Annotated in this window: 20 protein-coding genes and 1 pseudogene; 12 read left to right on the forward strand and 9 right to left on the reverse strand. The window is 65.9% G+C overall.

Annotated elements, in window-relative coordinates; all coding sequences use genetic code 11:
* The first annotated feature begins 21 nt into the window (after nucleotides 1-21).
* Entirely contained in the window at nucleotides 22-1,566 is a 1,545-nt protein-coding gene (locus OHA42_RS04390; RefSeq protein WP_406234770.1) for an MFS transporter, read from the forward strand.
* A gap of 208 nt (nucleotides 1,567-1,774) precedes the next feature.
* Here OHA42_RS04390 and OHA42_RS04395 read toward each other — a convergent pair whose 3' ends face one another.
* Both OHA42_RS04395 and OHA42_RS04400 read right to left on the reverse strand, forming a co-directional pair.
* On the reverse strand, nucleotides 1,775-2,770 hold the full coding sequence (locus OHA42_RS04395) for an oxidoreductase (RefSeq protein ID WP_406234772.1): 996 nt from the start codon (nucleotides 2,768-2,770) through the stop codon (nucleotides 1,775-1,777).
* 72 nt (nucleotides 2,771-2,842) lie between these two features.
* The gene (locus tag OHA42_RS04400; protein ID WP_406239081.1) at nucleotides 2,843-3,913 is read right to left on the reverse strand and encodes a DNA polymerase IV; all 1,071 of its coding nucleotides are present in this window, start codon (nucleotides 3,911-3,913) and stop codon (nucleotides 2,843-2,845) included.
* An 89-nt stretch (nucleotides 3,914-4,002) separates the two neighbouring features.
* Between OHA42_RS04400 and OHA42_RS04405 the strand changes: the two genes are divergently transcribed.
* Together OHA42_RS04405 and OHA42_RS04410 are read left to right on the forward strand one after the other, a co-directional pair.
* Nucleotides 4,003-4,563 (forward strand): TetR family transcriptional regulator, encoded by a 561-nt coding sequence (locus tag OHA42_RS04405; RefSeq protein WP_328407644.1) that lies wholly within the window; start codon nucleotides 4,003-4,005, stop codon nucleotides 4,561-4,563.
* A gap of 53 nt (nucleotides 4,564-4,616) precedes the next feature.
* On the forward strand, nucleotides 4,617-5,066 hold the full coding sequence (locus OHA42_RS04410; protein WP_406234774.1) for a PaaI family thioesterase: 450 nt from the start codon (nucleotides 4,617-4,619) through the stop codon (nucleotides 5,064-5,066).
* 64 nt (nucleotides 5,067-5,130) lie between these two features.
* On the opposite strand, the gene lon is transcribed toward OHA42_RS04410, so the two are convergent.
* The gene (gene lon / locus OHA42_RS04415; RefSeq protein ID WP_406239082.1) at nucleotides 5,131-7,500 is read right to left on the reverse strand and encodes an endopeptidase La; all 2,370 of its coding nucleotides are present in this window, start codon (nucleotides 7,498-7,500) and stop codon (nucleotides 5,131-5,133) included.
* 359 nt (nucleotides 7,501-7,859) lie between these two features.
* Between lon and OHA42_RS04420 the strand changes: the two genes are divergently transcribed.
* The 6 genes and pseudogenes from OHA42_RS04420 to OHA42_RS04445 all read left to right on the forward strand — a co-directional run bounded on the left by OHA42_RS04420 (nucleotide 7,860) and on the right by OHA42_RS04445 (nucleotide 14,018).
* Complete coding sequence (locus OHA42_RS04420) at nucleotides 7,860-8,627, forward strand: hypothetical protein (protein ID WP_406239939.1); 768 nt, start codon at nucleotides 7,860-7,862, stop codon at nucleotides 8,625-8,627.
* A gap of 58 nt (nucleotides 8,628-8,685) precedes the next feature.
* Nucleotides 8,686-8,974: pseudogene (locus OHA42_RS04425) on the forward strand (integrase core domain-containing protein); the annotation flags it as partial.
* Between the two features lie 691 nt (nucleotides 8,975-9,665).
* Entirely contained in the window at nucleotides 9,666-11,021 is a 1,356-nt protein-coding gene (locus tag OHA42_RS04430) for a hypothetical protein (protein ID WP_406234776.1), read from the forward strand.
* 108 nt (nucleotides 11,022-11,129) lie between these two features.
* On the forward strand, nucleotides 11,130-11,921 hold the full coding sequence (locus OHA42_RS04435; protein ID WP_406234777.1) for a TIGR03084 family metal-binding protein: 792 nt from the start codon (nucleotides 11,130-11,132) through the stop codon (nucleotides 11,919-11,921).
* A gap of 356 nt (nucleotides 11,922-12,277) precedes the next feature.
* Nucleotides 12,278-13,039: a hypothetical protein gene (locus OHA42_RS04440; RefSeq protein WP_406234779.1), complete on the forward strand. Its 762-nt coding sequence runs from the start codon at nucleotides 12,278-12,280 to the stop codon at nucleotides 13,037-13,039.
* Between the two features lie 817 nt (nucleotides 13,040-13,856).
* Nucleotides 13,857-14,018: a hypothetical protein gene (locus OHA42_RS04445; protein ID WP_406234781.1), complete on the forward strand. Its 162-nt coding sequence runs from the start codon at nucleotides 13,857-13,859 to the stop codon at nucleotides 14,016-14,018.
* Between the two features lie 86 nt (nucleotides 14,019-14,104).
* Here OHA42_RS04445 and OHA42_RS04450 read toward each other — a convergent pair whose 3' ends face one another.
* The 4 genes from OHA42_RS04450 to OHA42_RS04465 are packed head-to-tail and all read right to left on the reverse strand — an operon-like array spanning nucleotide 14,105 to nucleotide 16,134.
* A complete protein-coding gene (locus tag OHA42_RS04450) occupies nucleotides 14,105-14,476 on the reverse strand; it encodes a hypothetical protein (protein ID WP_406234782.1) in 372 nt (123 codons plus the stop codon).
* A 29-nt stretch (nucleotides 14,477-14,505) separates the two neighbouring features.
* Nucleotides 14,506-14,955: a roadblock/LC7 domain-containing protein gene (locus tag OHA42_RS04455; protein ID WP_406234783.1), complete on the reverse strand. Its 450-nt coding sequence runs from the start codon at nucleotides 14,953-14,955 to the stop codon at nucleotides 14,506-14,508.
* Nucleotides 14,952-15,752: a hypothetical protein gene (locus tag OHA42_RS04460; RefSeq protein ID WP_406234784.1), complete on the reverse strand. Its 801-nt coding sequence runs from the start codon at nucleotides 15,750-15,752 to the stop codon at nucleotides 14,952-14,954. The genes OHA42_RS04455 and OHA42_RS04460 overlap by 4 nt, the downstream gene beginning before the upstream one ends.
* Nucleotides 15,742-16,134 carry a hypothetical protein gene (locus tag OHA42_RS04465; RefSeq protein ID WP_406234785.1) on the reverse strand — a complete coding sequence of 131 codons (393 nt, stop codon included), beginning with the start codon at nucleotides 16,132-16,134 and terminating at the stop codon, nucleotides 15,742-15,744. The genes OHA42_RS04460 and OHA42_RS04465 overlap by 11 nt, the downstream gene beginning before the upstream one ends.
* 396 nt (nucleotides 16,135-16,530) lie before the next feature.
* Here OHA42_RS04465 and lhgO point away from each other — a divergent pair, with 396 nt between their 5' ends.
* From lhgO to OHA42_RS04480, 3 genes are all read left to right on the forward strand, one after another.
* Nucleotides 16,531-17,862 (forward strand): L-2-hydroxyglutarate oxidase, encoded by a 1,332-nt coding sequence (gene lhgO, locus OHA42_RS04470; protein ID WP_406234787.1) that lies wholly within the window; start codon nucleotides 16,531-16,533, stop codon nucleotides 17,860-17,862.
* Between the two features lie 134 nt (nucleotides 17,863-17,996).
* Nucleotides 17,997-18,467, forward strand: a complete 471-nt coding sequence (locus OHA42_RS04475; protein WP_406234789.1) for an SRPBCC family protein — start codon at nucleotides 17,997-17,999, stop codon at nucleotides 18,465-18,467.
* A 10-nt stretch (nucleotides 18,468-18,477) separates the two neighbouring features.
* Nucleotides 18,478-19,086: a ribonuclease H gene (locus tag OHA42_RS04480; protein WP_328407660.1), complete on the forward strand. Its 609-nt coding sequence runs from the start codon at nucleotides 18,478-18,480 to the stop codon at nucleotides 19,084-19,086.
* 87 nt (nucleotides 19,087-19,173) lie between these two features.
* On the opposite strand, the gene OHA42_RS04485 is transcribed toward OHA42_RS04480, so the two are convergent.
* Together OHA42_RS04485 and OHA42_RS04490 are read right to left on the reverse strand one after the other, a co-directional pair.
* Nucleotides 19,174-19,935 (reverse strand): hypothetical protein, encoded by a 762-nt coding sequence (locus tag OHA42_RS04485; protein WP_406234791.1) that lies wholly within the window; start codon nucleotides 19,933-19,935, stop codon nucleotides 19,174-19,176.
* 169 nt (nucleotides 19,936-20,104) lie between these two features.
* Complete coding sequence (locus OHA42_RS04490) at nucleotides 20,105-21,274, reverse strand: MlaD family protein (protein WP_406239084.1); 1,170 nt, start codon at nucleotides 21,272-21,274, stop codon at nucleotides 20,105-20,107.

Genomic DNA, 21,274 nt, shown 5'->3' on the forward strand with positions numbered 1-21,274 from the left:
ACCGTTGAGAGAGAGCTTCCGATGGACGCGATCGAGGCCCGTAACCCGCGGCGCTGGTGGATCCTGATCGTGCTGTGCCTCAGCACGTTGGTCCTGGTCATCGACAATTTCGTGCTGGCGGTCGCGGTGCCGCCGCTGGCCGAGGATCTGGACGCGAGCGCCCAGGACATCCAGTGGATCCTGGACTCCTACATCCTCGTCTTCGCGGGCATGCTGCTCACGGCGGGCAGCCTCGCCGACCGGTTCGGCAGGCGCCGGGTGATGATCATCGGCCTTGGCCTCTTCGGACTGGCCTCACTGGTCGCGACCCTGGCCGCCAACCCCGCCGAGCTGATCGCCGCGCGGGCCGTGATGGGCATCGGCGGCGCGTTGGTGCTGCCGAGCACGCTGTCGATCCTGATCACCGTGTTCGACGACGCGGAACGGCGCAAGGCCATGGGCACCTGGAGTGCCGCTTCGGTGCTCGACCTGGTCGGCGGCCCCGTCCGCGGCGGCGTGCTCATCGCGCATTTCTGGTGGGGCGCAGCCTTTTTGATCAACATCCCGGTTGCGGCCATTGCGATCGTCGCGGCGCTGGTGCTGATGCCGGAATCCAAGGGACCGTGGACCAAGTCGGACGTCCCCGGCGCACTGCTCTCCGCAATCGGCATGACCTCGCTGGTCTGGACCATCATCGAATTCCCCAAGGGCGGTTTCGATCACGTCGGTACCCTGACCACGCTCACCATTGCCGTTGTCAGCCTGGTCGCGTTCATCGTCTGGGAAAAGCGCGTCGAGCACCCGATGGTGCCACTGCAGTTGTTCGGCAACCGGAACTTCGCGGGCGGCAGCCTGTCGCTGACTCTGGTCCAGGTCGCCAATGGCGGTCTGCTGCTGGTGCTGACCCAGTACCTGCAGTTCGTCCTCGACTACTCGCCGACCGAGGCCGGACTTGCCTTCATCCCGATGATGTTCGCCTCCATCATGTTCAACGGCCTCGGCGCGGGCCTGGGCACCAAGGTCGGCAACCGCACCCTCGCGGTCACCGGCATGCTCACCACCGCCGCCGGTCTCGTCCTGCTGGCCAACCTTTCGGCCGATAGCGGCTTCACCATGGTGGCCATCGCACTGGTGGTGCTCGGCGCGGGTGTCGGTCTCGCGCAGCCTGCCGCAATCGCCGCGCTGATGGGCGCCGTACCCGCAGCACAAGCAGGCGTCGGCTCCGCGCTGAACGACACCATTCAGCAGGCGGGCGCCGCTCTCGGCATCGCCGTCCTCGGCAGCATCCTGTCCAGCACCTTCACCGAAGCCATGCCGGACTCGGCTCCGGAAGCGGCGCGCCGCTCCATCGGCGACGCCCTCGCGGTGGCCACCAGCACCGGAGACAACGCACTGGTCACCACAGCTCGCGAAGCTTTCGCTACCGCCATGTCGGCCAGCTTCATCGCAGGCGCCGCCGGTGTCCTCGCCGCCGCCGTCGTGGCGCTGTTCGTCATGCGCAACACCAAAACCGCCCAGGAACCAGAGCCCCAGGAAGCAGACCCGGCTACCGAAGAACCCAGGACCGATCCGGCAATCACCAAGTAGCCCAATCGAATGCACTGAAGCCCGTCCCGGGCTTCGGTGATCGAGGGTAGTCGAGCTGTGATTACGTTGTCGGACCTTCCACTAGCGACGGACCGTCATAGTCGCAGCTCCGCATACTCTGCACAGACGCCCGGAGCCTGATCAGGCGGACACGTGGCTTCCAGCGGGCGAAATAGCTGTGGTTCCGTTGTCGGACGGTCCGACTTGATCAGAATTCGCCCGCGACGCCGAAGACTGTGCGGCCGGAGTGGGTGCCGCTCTGGATGGAGCGCAGTACTTGTTCGGCGTCGGTGATGGGGGACAAGTGCTCGATCGTCGAAAGATGTTGGGGCCGCATGTCGTTGCCGAGGCGAGCCCACAGAGCGCGGCGCTTGTCGCTGGGGACATAGGCGGAGTCGATGCCGAGGAGGGCGACGCCGCGCAGGATGAAGGGCATGACGGTGGTCGGCAGATCCGAGCCGCCGGTGAGGCCGCTGACCGCCACTGCGCCGCCGTAGCCGATTGCGCTGAGAATGTAGGCGAGGGATTTGCCGCCGACGCTGTCCACGGCACCGGCCCACGCGGCCTTTGTCAGGGGGCGCAGGGTGGCGTCCGGGTCCGCCGGCAGCCTGCCGATCACTTCGTTGGCGCCCAGTTCGGCGAGCAGGTCGGCCGCGTCGGTTTTGCCGGTGGAGGCGATCACCTCGAAACCGAGACCGGACAGGATGTCGATGGCGACGCTGCCGACGCCGCCGGTCGCGCCGGTGACCAGCACCGGGCCGGTTTCCGGAGTGAGCTCGCGATCGAGTAGCCCTTGCACGCTCAATGCGGCGGTGAAACCGGCGGTGCCGAGCGCGGCGGCGTCGCGGGTGCTCAGGCCGTCGAGCTTCACGACCCAATCGGCGGGCACCCTGGCGTACTCGGCGAAGCCACCGTTGTGCGAGACGCCGATGTCGTAGCCGTGCGCCACCACCAGATCACCGGGGGCGAAGTCGTCGTCCTCGGAAGAGACGACCTCACCGGTGATATCGATGCCGGGGATGATCGGGTATTTCCGGACCACACCACCGCCGGGGGTGATCGCCAGGCCGTCCTTGAAGTTTGCACTCGAGTAATGCACTTTGATCGTCACATCGCCGGGCCCGAGGAAGTCCTCGTCGACCTGTTGCCGCGTGAGCACGATCCCGCTGTCCGATTCGTGTGCCACCATCGCCCAGAACTCCATGTCGACGAGCATACGAGCGTCGGCATGCGCTGGGGCAGAACTTGCCGTCGAACGGGGTCGGCGGCACGTCGATCATTCCGGCACGAGTTCGAGACGGACGCCGAGCAGCCGAATGGGGCGGTCCAGGTCGAAGCGGTCGATGATGCGGAGCGCGGTTTCCACGATCCTGGCGATATCGGCGGTCGGCTCCGGAAGCTTCGCCTGTTTGCTGCGGGTGTAGAAGGTGTTGGTGCGGACGGTGACCGAGACCCGGATGCTGATGCGACCGACCTCGGCCATCTCCTCGGCGACCTCGGTGGCCAACCGCGCGACCTGGGCGCGGATGTCGCCGGGATCGGTGAGGTCGTGTGGGAAGGTCTCGGACTTGCTGCGGCCCACCGGAACTCGCGGCTCGGTCGTCACATCGGTGTCGCCCTTGCCGTGCCCGAGCACCCAGAGGTACGGGCCGGTGTTGGGGCCGAACTCGGCGGCGAGGCGATGCCGGTCTGCCGCCATCAGATCGGCGACCGTCTCGATGCCGAGTTCGGCCATGCGGGCCGCGATCCGATTTCCGATGCCCCACAGGGCATGCGTCGGCCGGTGCGCCATCACCTCGGTCCAGTTCGCGGCAGTGAGCCGGAAGACGCCCTCGGCCGCACCCGCGCCGTCGTCCGGTTCCGCCGAGGACTTGCCTGCGGACTTGGCGAAACCGGTGGCGAGTTTGGCGGTCAGCTTGTTGTCGCCGATACCGATGGAACAGGTGAGATCCAATTTCGCTATGGCACTGCGGATCTCGTGAGCCAATGCCTCCGGGTCGTCGGTGTCGGCGGCGAGAAATGCCTCGTCCCAGCCCCACACTTCGACGCGCCCCGGAAAGGTCCGCAGCAGCGACATCACCTCGTCGGACGCCTCCTCATAAGTGGCCATGTCCAAGGGCAGGAACACACCGTCGGGGCATTTGCGCTGCGCACTGCGCAGGGCCATCCCGGCACGGACGCCGAACGCGCGGGCGGGGTAGGACGCACAGGTCACCACCTTGCGTGGTTCGGTCGGGTCACCGTTGCCGCCGACGATGACCGGCAGCCCGCGCAGCTCCGGATGACGGCGGAACTCCACCGCCGCCTGAAACTGATCGAGATCGACGTGCAACAGCCATCTGGCCACCTGTCCGTCATACCGCACGACACCGACAAGCAGCAGATATTCCGCCCAGACCCATTGCGTCACCCGAAAAACAGAACTAAATTCTGGACATGAAGATTCGAGATCGGTTGCTGCTGGCAGCCGAGCGGCAGTTCGCGGAACGGGGGGCGCTCGAGACGACACTGACCCAAATCCGCGACGCGGCGGGTGCGAGCGTCGGCGCGCTCTATCACCACTTCCCGGACAAGGCCGATCTGTACCGCGAGGTGTGGGCGCACGCACTCACCGACTATCAGCGGCACTTCTGGCGCGCGGTCGGCGACAGCACCGACGCGCGGGAGGGCATCACAGCGGGCGTGCGCGAGCATCTGCGCTGGGTTGCCGAAAACCAATACCGGGCAAAGGTTCTCACCGCAGCACGGCCGCCGGGGGTACGCGAGAGCGAGAGCAACCGCGAATTCATGACGAATGTGACGCGCTGGTGGCGGACCCATGCCGGGTACGGCGCGGTGCGCGATCTGAGCCTCGATCTCGTCTATGCCCTGTGGCTGGGCCCCGCCCAGGAGTACACGCGGCAGTGGCTCGGCGGTGACATGCGCATCGCACCACGGGATGTCGCCGACGAACTGGCCGAGGCGGCCTGGCAGTCGCTCGGCGTCTCGAATCACTGAGCAACCGGAACCGAAATCCGCACGAACCCGAAATCCGCATGAACGGAGCACCGATGACCGCCGATACGTTCACCCTCGACATCGAACTCGCCGAGCAGGTGCTGGCCGGCCAGCCCTTCGCCCAACTGGTCGGCACCGAGCTCACCGCGTTCGGCGACGGCGCCGCCACGCTGGTCGTGCCGATCCGCAAGGAACTCGGCCAGCAATTCGGTTTCGTGCACGGCGGCGTGCTGGCCTATCTTGCCGACAATGCGCTGACCTTCGCGGCCGGAACGGTCCTCGGGGCAAACGTGCTGACCGGCGGCTTCACCATCACCTACCTGCGTCCGGCCGCGGGCGTCCGGCTGCGCGCCGAGGCGGTCGTCAGCGGGTCGACCCGCCGCCAAGCCGTCGTCAACTGCGAAATCTTCGCCGAGAGCGACGATTCCGAGCCGGTACTGTGCGCCCTCGCCCAGGGCACCACCCGCACCGTGGAACGGGACCTGCCGAACAACGGCAACTGATCGGTTCGCGAGACGAAAAACAGGCCGTGCACGGAATTCTCGTGCACGGCCCGTTTCGGCCGGATCAGGCGGTGGCCGCCAGGGTGCGGCCGTCCAGCGCCGGCTCGACGACCGGTTCGATGGCGTAGGCCAGGATGTCGGCAACGTCGGCGACGGGGCGAACATCCAAGGCGGCCAGCACATCTGCGGGGACGTCGTCCAGGTCCGGCTCGTTGCGGGCCGGGATGAACACCGTCTTCAGACCGGCGCGCTGAGCGGCGAGCAACTTCTGCTTCACGCCGCCGATCGGCAGCACCCTGCCGTTCAGCGTGACCTCACCGGTCATGCCGACATCGGCACGGACCTGCCTGCCCAATGCGAGCGACACCAGCGCGGTGACCATGGTGACGCCCGCCGAAGGACCGTCCTTCGGCACCGCGCCCGCCGGGAAGTGCACGTGGATATTGCGATCGAGCACCGACGGTTCGATGCCGATCTCTTCCAGGTGCGAGCGCACATAGGTGAGGGCGATCTGCGCCGACTCCTTCATGACATCGCCGAGTTGACCGGTCAGGGTGAGCGACCGCTCACCCTCAGCGGCATTGGCCTCGATGTAGAGAACGTCGCCGCCGAGACCGGTCACCGCCAGTCCGGTTGCCACACCCGGCACCGCGGTACGTTCCACCGAGTCAGGGGTGAATCGCGGACGGCCCAGGTATTCCTTCAGATCGCCCAGGTCGATCGTCAGCGCGTCATCCGGCGCGGATTTCACCGCTGCGTCATAGCCCAGTTCTGCGCCATAGCCCAGATCGGTCACCACCGATTCGGCTGCGGCCGAGTCGGTTCCGACCTCCGACAGCCGAGTCGCCGCCTTACGCAACGCCTTCGCGATCAGCCGTTCCAGCTGCCGCACACCGGCTTCCCTGGTGTAGTTCGCGGCGATCTCACGCAGTGCCGCGTCGGTGATGGTCACCTCGTCGGTGGTCAGTGCGTTGCGTTCCAGCTGCCTCGGCACCAGGAAGTCGCGGGCGATGTCGACCTTGTCGTCCTCGGTGTAGCCGTCGACGGTGATCAGTTCCATCCGGTCCAGCAGCGGGCCGGGGATGGTGTCCATGACATTGGCCGTCGCGATGAAAAGCACGTCCGACAGGTCCAGATCCAGATCCAGGTAGTGGTCGCGGAAGGTGTGGTTCTGCGCCGGATCGAGCACCTCGAGCAATGCGGCCGCCGGATCGCCACGGAAGTCGGAGCCGACCTTGTCGATCTCATCCAGCAGGACAACGGGATTCATCGAACCCGCCTCCTTCATCGCACGCACGATCCGACCAGGCAGCGCGCCGACGTAGGTGCGGCGGTGGCCACGGATCTCCGCCTCGTCGCGCACGCCGCCGAGGGCGACGCGAACGAACTTGCGGCCCATGGCGCGTGCCACGGACTCACCCAGCGAGGTCTTGCCGACACCGGGCGGACCGACCAGCGCGAGCACCGCGCCCGAGCCGCGCCCGCCGACAACCTCCAGACCACGAGAGGCCCGCCGGGAACGCACCGCCAGGTACTCGACCATGCGGTCCTTCACCTCGTCGAGTCCGTGGTGATCGGCGTCCAGTACCGCACGGGCGGCCGAGACATCGGTGCTGTCAGTAGTTTTCACTGTCCACGGCAGCTCGAGCACGGTGTCGAGCCAGGTTCGGATCCAGCCGGATTCCGGGCTCTGATCACTGGCCCGCTCCAGCCTGCCGACCTCGCGCAAGGCCTCCGCGCGGACGTCGTCGGGCAGATCCGCCTGCTCGACCCTGGTCCGGTAGTCGTCGGCGCCATCGGGCTCGTCTTCGCCGAGTTCCTTGCGAATGGCGTTGAGCTGCTGACGCAGCAGGAATTCGCGTTGGCTCTTCTCCAAGCCCTCGCGCACGTCGTCGCTGATCTTCTCGGTGACCTCGGCCTCGGCGATATGCGCCTTGGTCCATTCGATCAGCGTGGTCAAACGCTTGCCGGCCTCGGGGGTTTCGAGCAGTTCCCGCTTCTGGTCGTTGCTCAGGTACGGTGCGTAGCCCGCAGTGTCGGCGATCGCCGACGGGTCGGTCAGCTGATTGACCGCGTCGATGATCTGCCAGGCCTCACGGCGTTGCAGCACCGAGACGACCAGCTTCTTGTATTCGGCCGCAAGTTCTTTGGTGCGCCCATCGGCCGCGGGCGATTCGACCGCTTCGGCCTCGACCCACAGCGCAGCGCCTGGCCCGGTCACCCCGTGGCCGATCTTCGCGCGCCGTTCGGCCTTCAGCACCGCGGCCGGTGCGCCGCCGCGCATCCGTCCGACCTGTTCGATGGTGGCGACGACGCCGTAGGAGGCGTAGCCCTCGGTCAGTCGCGGCGCGAGCAGCACCGCTTCGGTCTTCGCCGCCCGCGCGGCGTCGATGGCGGCCTGCGCCGATTCGTCCAGTTCGATGGGCACGACCATGCCCGGCAGCACGATCGGATCGGTCAGGAACAGCACCGGCAGGTTCTGTGGTGTAGTCACGTGTTCGACCCTTCCAAAAGTTGAGCGATGCCCAGTCAACCCCGGCGGTTCCACGTTTGTTCCGGCCTGCTCACCACGTTCGCTCAGGGCGGATTCTCATTCGACATCGGTGGGAGTATCGGTCCAGCCCCTTACATCTCTCCCAGCGCCATCCAGCCGACGCGACCGGTATCGATGTCTCGAGAGACAAGTCGATGGAACCAATCGCCCACTCGCCGCGTCCAACCACGTTGTAAGACGCGAGACGTCGATCGCTGAACGAGAGCGATCGCACGAAATCGATGAAGATGGGGCGGACTATGGGGGATGTCGACCCGGTGGCGGGGCGGATCGAACGGCCGCAGGAGGCGCCGATCCGCACCAGGGATATTGGGTCGTCGACGTACCAGTCGGTCACTGTCGAGGTCGGATCGAACGGTGCGCTGCATTCGATTCGACTCGACGAAAACGGTGAGCGACTGCCTTCCCGTGGCCTGATCCTGCGGATCGTCGAGTTGCATGCGATTGCGTTGAGCGAGGCGGACAGCGCGATGAGAGTTCCCGTCGCACAGCTGGATGGCGATCCGCGGATACAAGAGCAGCAAGAGCGGGTCGCGGATGCGCTCGAAGGTCCGGCGACACCCGAGAAGCCGACATCCACCCCTGATTCGCAGAGCGCTGGTAGTCACGCTGATTCCGAATGTCCGTCGGAGTCGGGGTCCGATCACTGCCCCGATGTCTCGGAGCCCACCATTGCGCACCGATACTTTTCATTGGGCCACGCTGGGGTTCAGGATGTGCACGACCACGGGGTGATCGAACCTCACCCGAATGCGATGCCCGACACGATGGACGTGTACCCACCGGCAGATCACAGCTGGATCAGGCCCCGGCCGGTTACTCAGCGCGCCCACCAGCGGCCGGACGCTGCACCGAAACCCGCACCACCTGAGCCGATCCGCCCCGCCTGGCCCGACCCCGCAGAGTATCTGGAGCCGATGTTCCCCGAGGGAAACGTCAACTACGACGATCTCGCCTTCGCAGGCGATCTCCTCTGGGACAGCTGGCGCACAGACCCATACGACTAGTACGACTACCGTTCCGGATTCCCATTCGGACGCCTGCTCGGGTGCGAATCCAACGCCTTCGGCCTGGTTCGCCGGTCACGGCATCGAGATCCGAAAAGTATCGACCGACAACGGATCCTGCTATCGGTCGCGCACCTTCGCCGCCGGACCGGGACCGGTCACCCACATACGCACCCGCCCCTGCCAACCCCAGACGAATGGGAAAGTGGAACACTTCCACCGCACCCTGGCCGACGAATGGGCCTACGTCGAGCTCTACCGCAGCGACGAACAACGATGCGCGGCCTTCACCACCTGGCTGCACGCCTACCGATTACCACCGCGGCCACACCGCACTCGGCGGATGACCGCCAGCCAGCCGCGTTCCTAACCTCTCCGGTCAGTACAGCCAGCCCAGCACCGGGCAGACTGCTCAGGCACGGGGCACGGGTCGTGTCAGCCGAAAGGCAGGTTGGCTCAGCCATGAGGTGCCGAAGCAATCGCTTGTAGTGCCGCGACGGCCGCCTGACGCAGCATCGAGGCCAGTGCCGAGGGCGGCGTTTCGACCGTGCCGCGCACCCATTGCCTGCAGTACTCCTGTGCGGGACCGATCCAGATCGCGTGCGCGAGGGGTAGCCGGTCGAAGGGGTCAGGCCGAGCTGCTCGTAGCGGCGGCCGAGCGCCGCGAAGAATTCTCGATTCGGGTCGGCCAGTGCGGGCCTTGCCTCGCGCGCCACTTCCTCGGGGAGGGTGGCGAAGAGGAAGCGGGCCAGCTCGCGGTGCTGCTGCACCCAGTCCAGGTGGGCATCGAGCATCGCGAGCAGTGCCGCCATCGGGTCGGTCTCCGAGTCCAGTGCCGCGACTTCGGTCTGCCGAAGCAGGCCAACGAGCCGCACTGAGCAGGCGCTCGCATCGACGCGACCCCGGACTCCGACCGAGTTCGGGGTCGCGTCGTGAGCCGTCACGACCGCACCGGCCGCGTTGACACCCCACCGGAGCCAATGAGAATGTTGGGGCCTCGATATGTCACTACCCGGTCAGCACTAGGGAGACCCCGCGATGTCAGTGATCGCCTCCGGTGTATTCATCGACTGGGAAAATCTGACCGGGCAGTCCAAGTTCACCGTCGATCTGATTACTTTCCCTATATTCAGCGCATTGGCGGGCTGGCTCACCAACTGGACCGGCGTGCTGATGTTGTTCTGGCCGGTCGCATTCCGCGGTGTCCGGATCCCGGGTCTGCACGTGTTATACCCCTATTTCCCGCGCCGGGTCCAGGTGCTGCCGACATTTTCGGGAGACGGGCGCAGGCTCGGATTCCAAGGATTCATTCCGGCGCGCGCGGAAAAGATGGCAAGCATCTGTGTCGATAAGGCACTGATGCGGATCGGCAGCCCGAAGGATTTCATCCACGAACTGGATTTGGACGGAATCGCCGACTACATAGCGATACTCGCGAGCAAACAGGTGCAGCCGCTGGTCGACGGGCTGATGTACCGGGAGAACCCGGATCTGTGGCGCACCATGCCGCGTGCGATGAAGCAGCTTGTCTATCAAAGAGTGGATCGCGAACTACCCGCACTGTGCAGGCGCGCCTTCGAATCACTCGGCGACAATGTCGATCAGCTCATCGATATCAAGAGTTTCGTCATCCGGTACCTGCAGGAGAATCCATACATCCTGAAGGACCTGACCACCACCATCGCGGCGCCCGAACTGAAGTTCATGGTGCGAGTCGGCTTGCTCGGCGCACCGTTCGGCCTGCTGCTCGCTCTGTATCTGCATGCGCACAGCCATATTCCGGTGCTCGGCTGGGTGCCGGGCTGGGTGATCGTGCTGCTTGCGGGCGCGGCGATCGGCGTCATCGTGAATGTGATCGCGGTCAAGATGGTGTTCGAGCCGGGTGATCCGCAGCCGCGCTACAAGTACTTGTGGCGGCAGGCGCTGCTGGCCAAGCGGCAGCCACAAGCCGCGACCGACCTCGCGCACATCCTGGCCTATCAAGTGCTGACCCTGCCGAATCTGTCGAAGGAACTGCTCGAGGGCCCCAACGGCGACAAGACCCGCCGGCTGCTGGAGCGATTGATCGCCGACGAGATCCATCGCCAGCTCGGCCCGACCACCTCGTTGGTGCGCGCGGCCTTCGGACGCCGCCAGTTCGACAATCTCAAGATCGGCGCGGCAGGCGCGGCGGTCGGCTTGGCGCCGAGTCTGGTCGAGGACGAGGCGTTCACCCTCGAGCAAGCGAAGAAGATCGACGAATTCGCCGCCCGCAAGCTTCAGACCCTGACACCGGGGGAGTTCATGGAGATGTTCTACGCCTCGGTCGAGCAAGACGCCTGGCTGCTCTATCTGCACGGCGCGGTGCTGGGCCTGGTCGTGGGAGCGACCCACCTGCTCGTTTTCGGTTGGTAACCACCTCGCCCAAATACAAGCACGCATGCTTGCATTTTTCTGGGCCCGCTGCGATGCTGAAGCGCGACGGCGCACCGAGCAGTGTGCCCGCGACCGGCAAGGAAACAGATGGTTGACCTCGACGCGCTACTCGGCGACTTCGCCGCGGAATGCGCGGATCTCGAACTCCTGGTCGCGCCGCTGGCGCCGGCAGACTGGTCCACTCCCACGCCCGCCGCAGGCTGGGACATTTCACATCAGATCGGCCATCTGGCCTGGACCGACGAGGTGGCCATCCTCGCCGCCACCGACGGATCCGGCTTCGCACACATGCTTGCCGAAGCCGCACCGAAGGCGCTGACCTTTGTGGACGAGGCCGCCGAAGCCGCCGCCGCCACGCCCCCGCCGGAATTACTCGAGCGCTGGCGCCGGGGCCGGACCGCCCTCGCCGCCGCCCTGCGTGCGGTGCCCACGGGCACCAAGCTGCCCTGGTTCGGCCCACCGATGAGCGCGGCGTCGATGATCAGCGCCAGGATCATGGAGACCTGGGCGCACGGCCAAGACGTGGCGGACGCCCTCGGCGTCACCAGGACACCGACCGCCAGGCTGCGCACGGTGGCCCACCTCGGCGTGCGCACCAGAAATTTCGCCTACTCCGTACACGGCAAGACCGCGCCTGCCGAGGAATTTCGAGTAGAGCTCACCGCGCCGGACGGCGCTCTGTGGACGTGGGGCCCCGACGATGCCGCACAGCGGGTCAGCGGACCCGCCCTCGACTTCTGCCTGCTGGCGACACAGCGCCGTCATCGTGACGACCTGGCGCTGGAGACAATCGGCGCGGACGCCGCGGACTGGCTGGCGATCGCGCAGGCGTTCGCTGGAAGTACCGGAGAGGGCCGAACAGCGGGTCAGTTCGCCTGACCCGCTGTACTTCCCGACCACCCGTCCACAAGCTTCGGGAGCGGGCGAGCGCCACACTTGGGTGCGCCGTACGTGTCGACGGCCGGACGCCGTTGGCCGGGGTGTCTCGATGTGGCAGTCGAGAATGACGCTCGCCAGCTATCTGGGTTTACCCGCCCGTCAGCTGCCGGAAACATCGAACAACCGAAAATATGAGCGATCGCGGCGCTGATGACGCCCTTCGCCCGGCTTTGTGATGCTGCTCTCACCGATGCGGCAGCCCCACAGGCAACACCGTAACCTGGACAAGTGTACGGCTTTCAACGATGCGGGCCGCGCTGCAAGGGGAGCAGGGGCGGAGGGAAGGAAAAAGCATCGTGACTGCACACAAGCCTGCTCAGGTCGTTCGGCATGCCGCGATCGTGCTCGCAGGCGCAGCCAGTCTCAGCCTCACCGTTGTCTCCGGGGCCTACATCGTGAACCAAATGGCCGATACTCATAGAGCAGGCAGCGAACTCTCAGCACCGCCCACCGCGACCGCCGAGGACATCGCCGCCGACGCCGGCCCCACCATCTCCGAGGCCCTGCTGACCGGCGGAAGTCGCGATCTCCCTGCGCTATTCGTGCGCCTGCCCGTCGATACGACCGTCGCATCCCCGAATATCGCTGCACCACATATCGATCCGGCCGTCGGCACTCCGGCAGGCCTGGCCGGAAAGCTCCGGCTCGGTACCACCTATGTCGGTGCGCAATTGACCCCGATCCGCGCCGACACCGTCGCCTTCACCGTCGACACCAACGCACTGACCGTGCTGTCGGACTTCCTGCTGTCCGCACCGATCCGGGACCGGCTCGGCGTCGGCAACGACCCGGCCGCGACCACGCAGGTGCGCACCGAACTCGACACCCACGGTCAGGTCACAGTGACGTTTTCCGACCCGACCCTGGGTGAGCACGCACTGCGCCTGAACCGGTACACCGCACCGACTCCAAAGGACGCGCCGAACGCGACGCCGCAGGAATCCACGGTCACCAGTGCGACGACGGCCGACACGGCGGCACCCGAAACTCCGATCGCACCTGTGGACTCGACACCGCACCCGCAACTGAAGACCCCGCCGAGCACCATCGACGTCTGACCTACGCACGACCACATCCAGTTGCCGACATACGGCAACAACTGATTTCGTATGCACATGGGTAGCTCCATGTACTCACATCGAATCAGGGTGCGATGGGTGTCGTTGTCAAGAGTTGGCAGCGTTGGGTGTTGCTGGGTTCAGAGAGCCTCTGAGCTGCGGATACATTTGAAATTCTGCCCAGTTCTGGCTGTGATAGCGATTACTGGCGTTGGCGTGCGCGGGTGTCGTTGGTTGACGTCGGCCATTAAATGGCGGGTTTGATGACAAACCTCGACGGCCGGCCATCAACCGTACCGGGCACGAGCGATCGGACACATGCGACCGCCAGCCATGGATGGCGGTTCCCAGTTGTTATTGGCGGCTTGCCTTCGGCCGAGACTGCGTCGATCGTCTGATCTCTGGTGCGTGGTGGAGGCTCGTCCGGCCCGGTTGCCGCAGGGTGCACTACATGGACTGGTGGAGGACTTCCTGGCCCAGCATCCCGGAGAATCGTTCGGCCCCAGCGCAATTGGGAAAGGTTTGAACCGTTCCAGCGGTGCTGTGGCGAATGCGTTGGTGCGGTTGACCGAGCGGGGGGTGGCGGTGCAGACCTGCGATGCTCCGCGCCGATACCGGGCAGCCGAGCAGGACTGACAGCCATCTGCGGTGCCGGGGCGTAGATGCTCCGGCACCGTTGCTGTGTCGGCGTCGTGGTCATGTTCACTGCAGGCGCATCGGGTGACCGCTTCGGCCATCGGACCGTGCTCGCAACGGGGCCCGGTTCCTGGACGCGGTCGGTGGCCTTGGCCCTTTCCGCGGGCCCAGCCTCGGGGAGATGATGGGTGCGCTGATCGCCGGTGAACGGAATCCGAAAGTACTGGCGCAGATGGCGCGGTCGCGGATGCGCACCGAGATCGGCCAACTCGAGGAGGCGTTCAACGGGCAAGACAAGAGCCATGGTGGCCGTTCCACCGGGTGGGCGGCGCTACTACCGTGAGCGCGGAATCCGTGGCGAGGCTGCTGACCGTCGGGACGCGCCGGGCGGCGAGTCGCCCGACGGTCAGCGCTCCGCCAGCGAGTGGATCACACCTCCAGGTCCCCCTCGATGCCCCTGAGGCGGTGCCGGGCTAGCGCGAGGTTCGCCCGGCCCCGGTCCAGGGCGAGGTAGAGGAACAGGCCTTGGGACTTACGGCCGGTCATCGGTCGGATGATGTGGTATTGGCCCGACAACGTGATGAGGATGTCCTCGATGGCCTCGTTGAGCCCCAGCTGCTCCATGGTGCGCAGCTTGGCGCGCACCACCTCGGTGTTGCCCGCGGCGGCGACCTGAAGGTCCAGGTCCTTCGAGCTGCCGAGCATCCCGAGCGCCATGCCGCTGTCGTAGTCGACGACGGCGGCTCCGATCGCGCCGTCGATCACCATCATCTCTTTCAGCGCCAGATCCATATTGGACATATCTGTACCTTTCGATCGGTGTTCGTTGCCTAGTCTTTTCCAGGGGCCGTCAGGTGGTCGGCGATCCTGCGCGCCACCGGGCGCGACTCCAGATGGAGCCGGCCGACGTTCACCTCAGGGCCCGCCAGCACGGTCAGCGAGGCCCAGCTCGCCGCGTAGACCACCACGTACCCGCCGGTGCCGTGCACCACGACGTCATAGAACCCGCCATCGTGCGCGGTGGCGGCCAGCCGGTGCGACAGCGCCAGCTGCGAAGCGGCCAGCGCGGCCATCCCGGAGGGCTCGATGTGCGAGGGCAAATCGTGGGCGATGAGCAGCCCGTCACTGGACGCCACCAGCGTGCCGGTCAGCTGCGGGATGCGATCGTGCAGTGCCTTCAGCTCCGCCAGCACCACCGCGTTCGGTTCGGGTCCGGACATCGCCACCTTGGTCAACCTTCCCATCAGTGCGTGACCGAGCAGTTTCCTCCGCGCAGTCACGTGAGCTCCTCCAAAGCTGCCCGCAGACGGAAGAGCAGGGCCTTGTCAACTGGCTCCCATGCCGGTTCGGCGGCCGGCTCAGCCCGCCGCGTCCGGCGTCGAGGTAGCGGCTCGGACTGGGCGACTTTGCGAGCGGCCGCCACCGGCTCGGCTGTCTCGACCGGAGCGGGTGCCGCGACGGCCGGCTCGATCAGCCCCGCCACGGTCAGGTCCCGCACCGCTTTCAGGCAGCCATAAGTGGTGCGGCCGAGGTCGCGTGCGATCCCGGTGACACTGCGCCGGGTGTCAGCGGCGGCCAGCACCTCAGCCTGGCCGCCGGTGAGCACCACGCGCTGTCGCCGCACGCGGCGGACAGGCACGACGAGGGCGCGGTCGACCAACGTCGCAGGCCACGGCCCAGACTCCGGATCGCCACGCCGCGCGCACTCGTGAACGAGCGCGCGTGGCGTGATCTGGCAGACCGGGGCGAGCCAGTGGGGCGGCGCGGGCTGGAATTCAGGGACGGCGGGCGAGGCCAGCAGAAAGTAGGCGGCATCGAACACCGACAGCAACACCAGAGTTTCCAGCCGTGGCCGTCCCAGCACATGGCCGGGATCCCCGTCAGCGGCCCGCCGCCAGTCCTCCGTGGTTGCCACACCCGCCTCCACGACAAGCCGGTCCAGCCCAGTCGTACGGCGGCAGTCGACGGATGCGATCGCGCCCTCGGCCAGATGAAACGCGCCGTCGCCCGCGCGCAACATGCCGGTACGCCTTTCCTTTTCGAGCCGTTGCAGTTCGACCGCGAGCTCAACGCTCATGACCGTCCTCGGTCAATTCGCGCAGAATTCCCCGGAGCTGGAACCGCGCCATCGCAAGATTTCCGGTGTCGTCGTCGAGCACGACGTGCATGAAAAGCCGGCCGTCGAAGTCGCCGTTCACCAGATTCAACAGGTGATACGCGCGGGTTCCGCAGACGATGATCTCGGTGACGTCGTCACCGTCGCGGTCGGTCGCCAACGCTGTGCAGCCGAGCACCGCGCGGACCACGTCGGTGGTGGCGGCGGCGGCCTCATGCTCATCCACCAGATCGTGCCGACCTGCCGCGGCGATCGCCAGACCACTCGCTCCGTCCACCAACGTCACGCTGCGCGCACCGGGAATGTCCATGACACGTTGCAGACAGCCGTCGATACCGGTCACCGTGCTCTAGCCTGCCTGTCGTATGAAAATTTCAGCAAACCAGACGCTACATACTGCGCCGACCGATGTACAGAAAAAACCGGAAAATCATACTAAAAAATGCATCTCCCCTGGGAGCAGGCGGCGACTGGCGCCGGAGCCGCCGGACAAGAACTGCTGGACGTTGCCGGAAGAGACCTGTGATACGACGCCGGATGCGATGTAGCAGCTGATGGCGCGGGCATGGGCAGCGCCTTCACGCAGATCACCCCGTTACCCTGCGAGCGAATCCAGCAACTCGTCCACACGCGCCAGACCAACGCACCGCGTCATTCGGCATCGCCCTACGCACACGTCAGCCGAATTCTTGACGACTGCATAGCAATTGGTCACAGAACACACGGTACTGTCGGCGCCATGACCAGCGGCTATACGTTTAGAGAGCACACTGGTAACTCACCGGGCACGCCCAGAACCCGACCCAACACCACTACCCTCGGCCCGCGACGAAACAGTCGCGGCACCGACGACCGGCAAGAATCGCGGAGCGGCGGGGGAGACTCACCGGGCGGAACAGACTTCTGCGTGATCGGTGGGGGGATCGTCGGTGTGGCGACGGCACATCGGATTCTCCAGCGCCATCCCGGGGCCAGCCTGGTGCTCGTCGACAAGGCCGCGGCGTTGGCCACCCATCAGACCGGGCACAACAGCGGCGTCATCCATTCCGGCATCTACTATCCGCCCGACAGTTTGAAGGCGAAACTGTGCAGGCAGGGTGCGCAGTGGACGAAGGATTTCGCCGCGGCGCACGGGATTCCGTTCGAGGTGTGCGGAAAGCTGCTGGTGGCCACCGACGCCGCCGAATACGAGCGAATGCTCGCGCTGCATGAGCGGTCGGTGACCAATGGGGTGGATGTCGAATTGATCGACGCCGCTGAGCTCATTCGCCGCGAACCACATGTGAGAGGGGTCGGGGCGCTGTTCGTGCCGAGTACCGGCATCGTCGACTACACCCGCATCACCACGGCGCTGGCGGAGGAGATCCGGCGGGCGAGCGGGCAGATTGTGCTCGGTGCCGAGATCGATGCGATCACCGAGACCGATGACGCGGTGACGATCGCAGGCCCTTCAGGTTCCTGGACCGCACGCACCCTGGTGGTATGTGCCGGTCTGCAGGCCGATCGAATGGCCGCGCTCGCGGGCCTGCGCACCGATTTCCGTATCGTGCCGTTCCGCGGCGAGTACTACCAGCTGCCTGCCGAACGCGCCGGGCTGGTGCGGACATTGATCTATCCGATCCCCGATCCGAACCTGCCGTTTCTCGGTGTACATCTGAGCCCGACCATCGATGGCGAGCTGACCGTCGGCCCGAACGCAGTGCTCGGGCTGGCCAGGGAGGGCTACCGCAAGGGCAGCGTCAATGCCCGCGACGCCCGCGAGGTGCTCGGGTTCCCCGGCGTCCATCGGGTAGCCCGCACCCATCTGCGCACCGGGGTGCGGGAGTTGTGCAACTCGCTGTTCAAACGCGGCTACCTGGCCGAATGTCGGCGGTACTGTCCCGAGCTGACGGTCGCGGACCTGCGGCCACGCGAGGCGGGGATCCGGGCGCAGGCGGTGCTGCGCGACGGCACTCTGGTGCACGACTTCATGATCGAGCGCACGCCGCGGTCGATCCATGTGCTCAATGCGCCGTCACCGGCGGCGACCTCCGCTATGCCGATCGCCGAGCATTTGGTCGATCAACTCTGATCCGCCACCATCCGGCAACCAAGCAACCGCCCGGTCGCAATGCGGAAAGCCGTCCAACCGAATCCTCGGCAACCTCTCCAATAAAGAGGAGAACTGTAGTACTTTTATCGGCAGCCGTGGAACAGGGAGGGCCTATGGGCCACATCAAGTACGCGAGTGACGTCGGAGCGCCTGTCGAGGTTGCCTTCACCTACACGGACAACCATCTGTTCGTGCCGGACTGGATGTTCGCTGTCGCCGGCTTCGAGCCGACCGGGGAGATCGATCACGGCCTCGGGGCGAGCTACACGACCACAGCGCGCCTGGCCTGGTGGCGGCCGACGATGCTCTGCGAGATCACCGAGTACCGGCGCAATGTGGTAATCGGCTACACGCTGCGCGGACGGTTAACAGGAACACTGACACTCAGATTCGATCCACTCGGCTACGGACGGTCAGTGCTGACGTCCGAGGCGGAGTACGCTCCACCAAGCGGTCTACTCGGCCGCCTGTGCCTCGGTTTGGTCGACTCCGCCGTGAAATCGGCGCTGCGCCGCACCGAGTCTCAGTTGCGAAGGGAGATAGAGGAATTCCACGGTACCGATCTTGTCGGTCGGATTGCGTAGGGTGCCAGCCATGATCATCGTGAGCACCGACGGATCCTGCCTCCGCAACCCCGGTGGCGCCATCGGCTGGGCGTGGGTCAATCATCAGGGCTCTTCCCGCAGTGGAGGAGCCGCGTCCGGGACCAATCAGGTCGCGGAGCTACGCGCGGTGCTGGAGGCGATCCTCGCGCATCCCGGGGAAGAACCCCTGTTCATCGAGAGCGATTCGCTCTACGCCATCAAATGCGCGTCGGAGTGGATCTCGGGCTGGCGGGTCAACGGCTGGCGCACCTCCACCGGAGGCGCGGTGAAGAATGTCGAGCTCATCAAGCAGATCGATAGAGCCATCGCCACCCGGCCCGGGCCGGTCCGGTTCCGCTGGGTCCGTGGCCATGTCGGCAATTACTTCAACGAGCAGGCCGACAAGTTGGCGGGCGAGGCGGCCAGGCAGGCCGCGGTGACAGCCGCGGGCAGCGAAGTGGCGGCGGCGGAGCTGCCGACGGTGCCCGAGCTGCCGACGGTGGTCGAACTGTCGACGCCGGTCGAGGTCGCCGAGCCCGACAAAGAAAAGACTCCCGGGCCGCGGTCCGCGGGGAAGCCGGTCGCACCGGCGGCGCCTCAGACATTGACACTGTTCTGAGTCCGCCGGCGCGAACGGAGCGCAGGACCGCCCGAAAGACCTCCGGCGGTGGTGTCTCAACCCACCGCCGGAGGCGCTTCGGTCGGGTCAGTTATTGCCGAGCTGCTTGAGGATCGGCAGGTCGAACTTGTTGACCAGCCACTTGTCGCCGTCCTTTTCCAGGCCGGCGACCACGACGAGTTCGACTCGGCTCGGCGGCTTGCCCGCCGCGGCGATGTTGACATTGGTGGTGGTCTGGCCGATCACCACGAGCACGGTGGCCTTGTCCTTGTCACCGGACTGGAAGCCGCACTGCATGTCGTATGTCGACGACTTGGCCTTGGCATCGACGACCACACCCTTGAGGTCCTGGCCGAGCTTGCCGAAGGTTTCCTTCCACTCGCCGGTCGAGGCGGCGTCCACCTTCTTCAGATAGTCGTCGATGGTGTCCGGGTCGTAAGTGGAGATGAGACGGCCGTATTCGCAGGCGGCTTTGGTCGCGTCGGCTTGCGCGTCCAGCTTGTCGCCGCGGTCGGTGGCCTGCAGATAGAACACGGCGACCGCGGTCACCGCGGCCACCAGCAGAATGCCCGCCACGAAGGCAGCAACCACCGGAACAGCCCCGAAGCCACCCTTGGCGGCGTCGGCGGCAGGCTTGGCGTTCGCCGTCTTCATCTCGGCCGACTTGGTCTCGGCGGCAGCATCTTTGTCCGCGGCGGCACTCGCCGCGGCATCCGACTTTCCGAGCTCGACTGTCTTGTCGTCGGCTACCGGACTGTCCGGTGCCGTGGAGTCGGCGGCAGTGGTGTCCTCGGCCCCCGGGTCCCGCTTCGATTCGGGGTTGTCGGTTCCAGCATCATCGTTGGACATCGATACAATCCTGCACTTTCCCGGCGCGCTCTGGCACGCCGATTCAGCCTTGTCAGCTCGCATGCGGCGAACCGTTCGAACTCTGCGGGCGAGTATCCCCGCCCGGCGGCAGCGCCGCCGAGGCGGGTTGTTTCGAGCGACCTGTACACAGTCGCCAGCGGTGGTCGACTCACCGCACCGGCGGGAGGGTCATTTCATTCGGATCCACGTTGGGCGGTATCTGGGCGCCATTGTCGGGAACGTTCGGTCGCGGTGCGTTCGCGGAACCACGAATCTGCAGTCCGGGCGGCGGGCTCTCGCAGTAGTTCCACTTGGGCAGCGAGCCGTCCTGGATGACCTCATTGCGCAGCGGCACGTGCTTGTACTGGCAGATCGGCCGAACCCAGATGTCGGCGATGGTGAAGAATTCGCCGTCGTGCGCGGGCACACCCGCCGCCGACAGACCGACCTTCAACGAGGGGAACAGGGCCTGCAGCGCCGGGATGCGCAACTGCGCGGCCTTGGTCATCGCCGAGAAATTGGCAGCCAGACTGGTGATCGGGTCCGAGGTCTTGTCCAGCACCGCGCCGAGACTGGTCAGCTGGCCGGGCGCCTGCTCGAGAATCGTCTGCAATTCGGCGTTGGCATTGTTGAACTGATTGAACAGCGCACCCGAATTGCGGGTCAGCGTGGCCAGATCGGGCTGGGCATGCGAGGTGGTGTCCGCGATGGTGCGCAGATTGGTGATCAGGTTCTGGGTCTGCGGCAGCAGCGAATCGAAGCCGGCCATGGCCAGGCTGATGCCGTTCACCATGCCGCGCAACTGATCAGGGCCGCCGCTGAGCGCGATGTCGAGCTCGGAGAGGATGGCACCGAACTTGTCCGGGTCGATCTGCGCGATCAGCGCGCTGGAGTTGTCCAGCACCGACCACACTGGGGTCGGGGTCTTGATCTTCTCCGGATCGAACTTGATGATCGAACCGTCACGAAGATAGGGCCCCTGCTCGGTGCCCGGCCGGAAATCGACGTATTGCTCGCCCGCGCCGGACAGCGCCTGCACCGCGATCGCGGTATCGACCGGAATCTTGTACTTCGAGTCGATCTGGGCCCTGGCGGCGATGGACTGGCCGCGGTCGGTCAGCTCGATCGAGGTCACCTTGCCGATCCGGTATCCGCGCAGCGTCACATCGTTGCCGGGCTGCAGACCGCCCGAGCGGTCCAGATTCACCGTGACGGTGTAGTTGGACTTCAGCGGGTTCACCCGCATGACGCTCACCAGCAGATAGCTGGCGCCGACGAGGAACACCAGCACCAGACCGATGCTCGACAACAGGAGCTTGCGCCCGAACAGGTTCTTCAG

This window comes from Nocardia sp. NBC_01009 (assembly GCF_045208035.1).
Taxonomy (GTDB): Bacteria; Actinomycetota; Actinomycetes; order Mycobacteriales; family Mycobacteriaceae; genus Nocardia.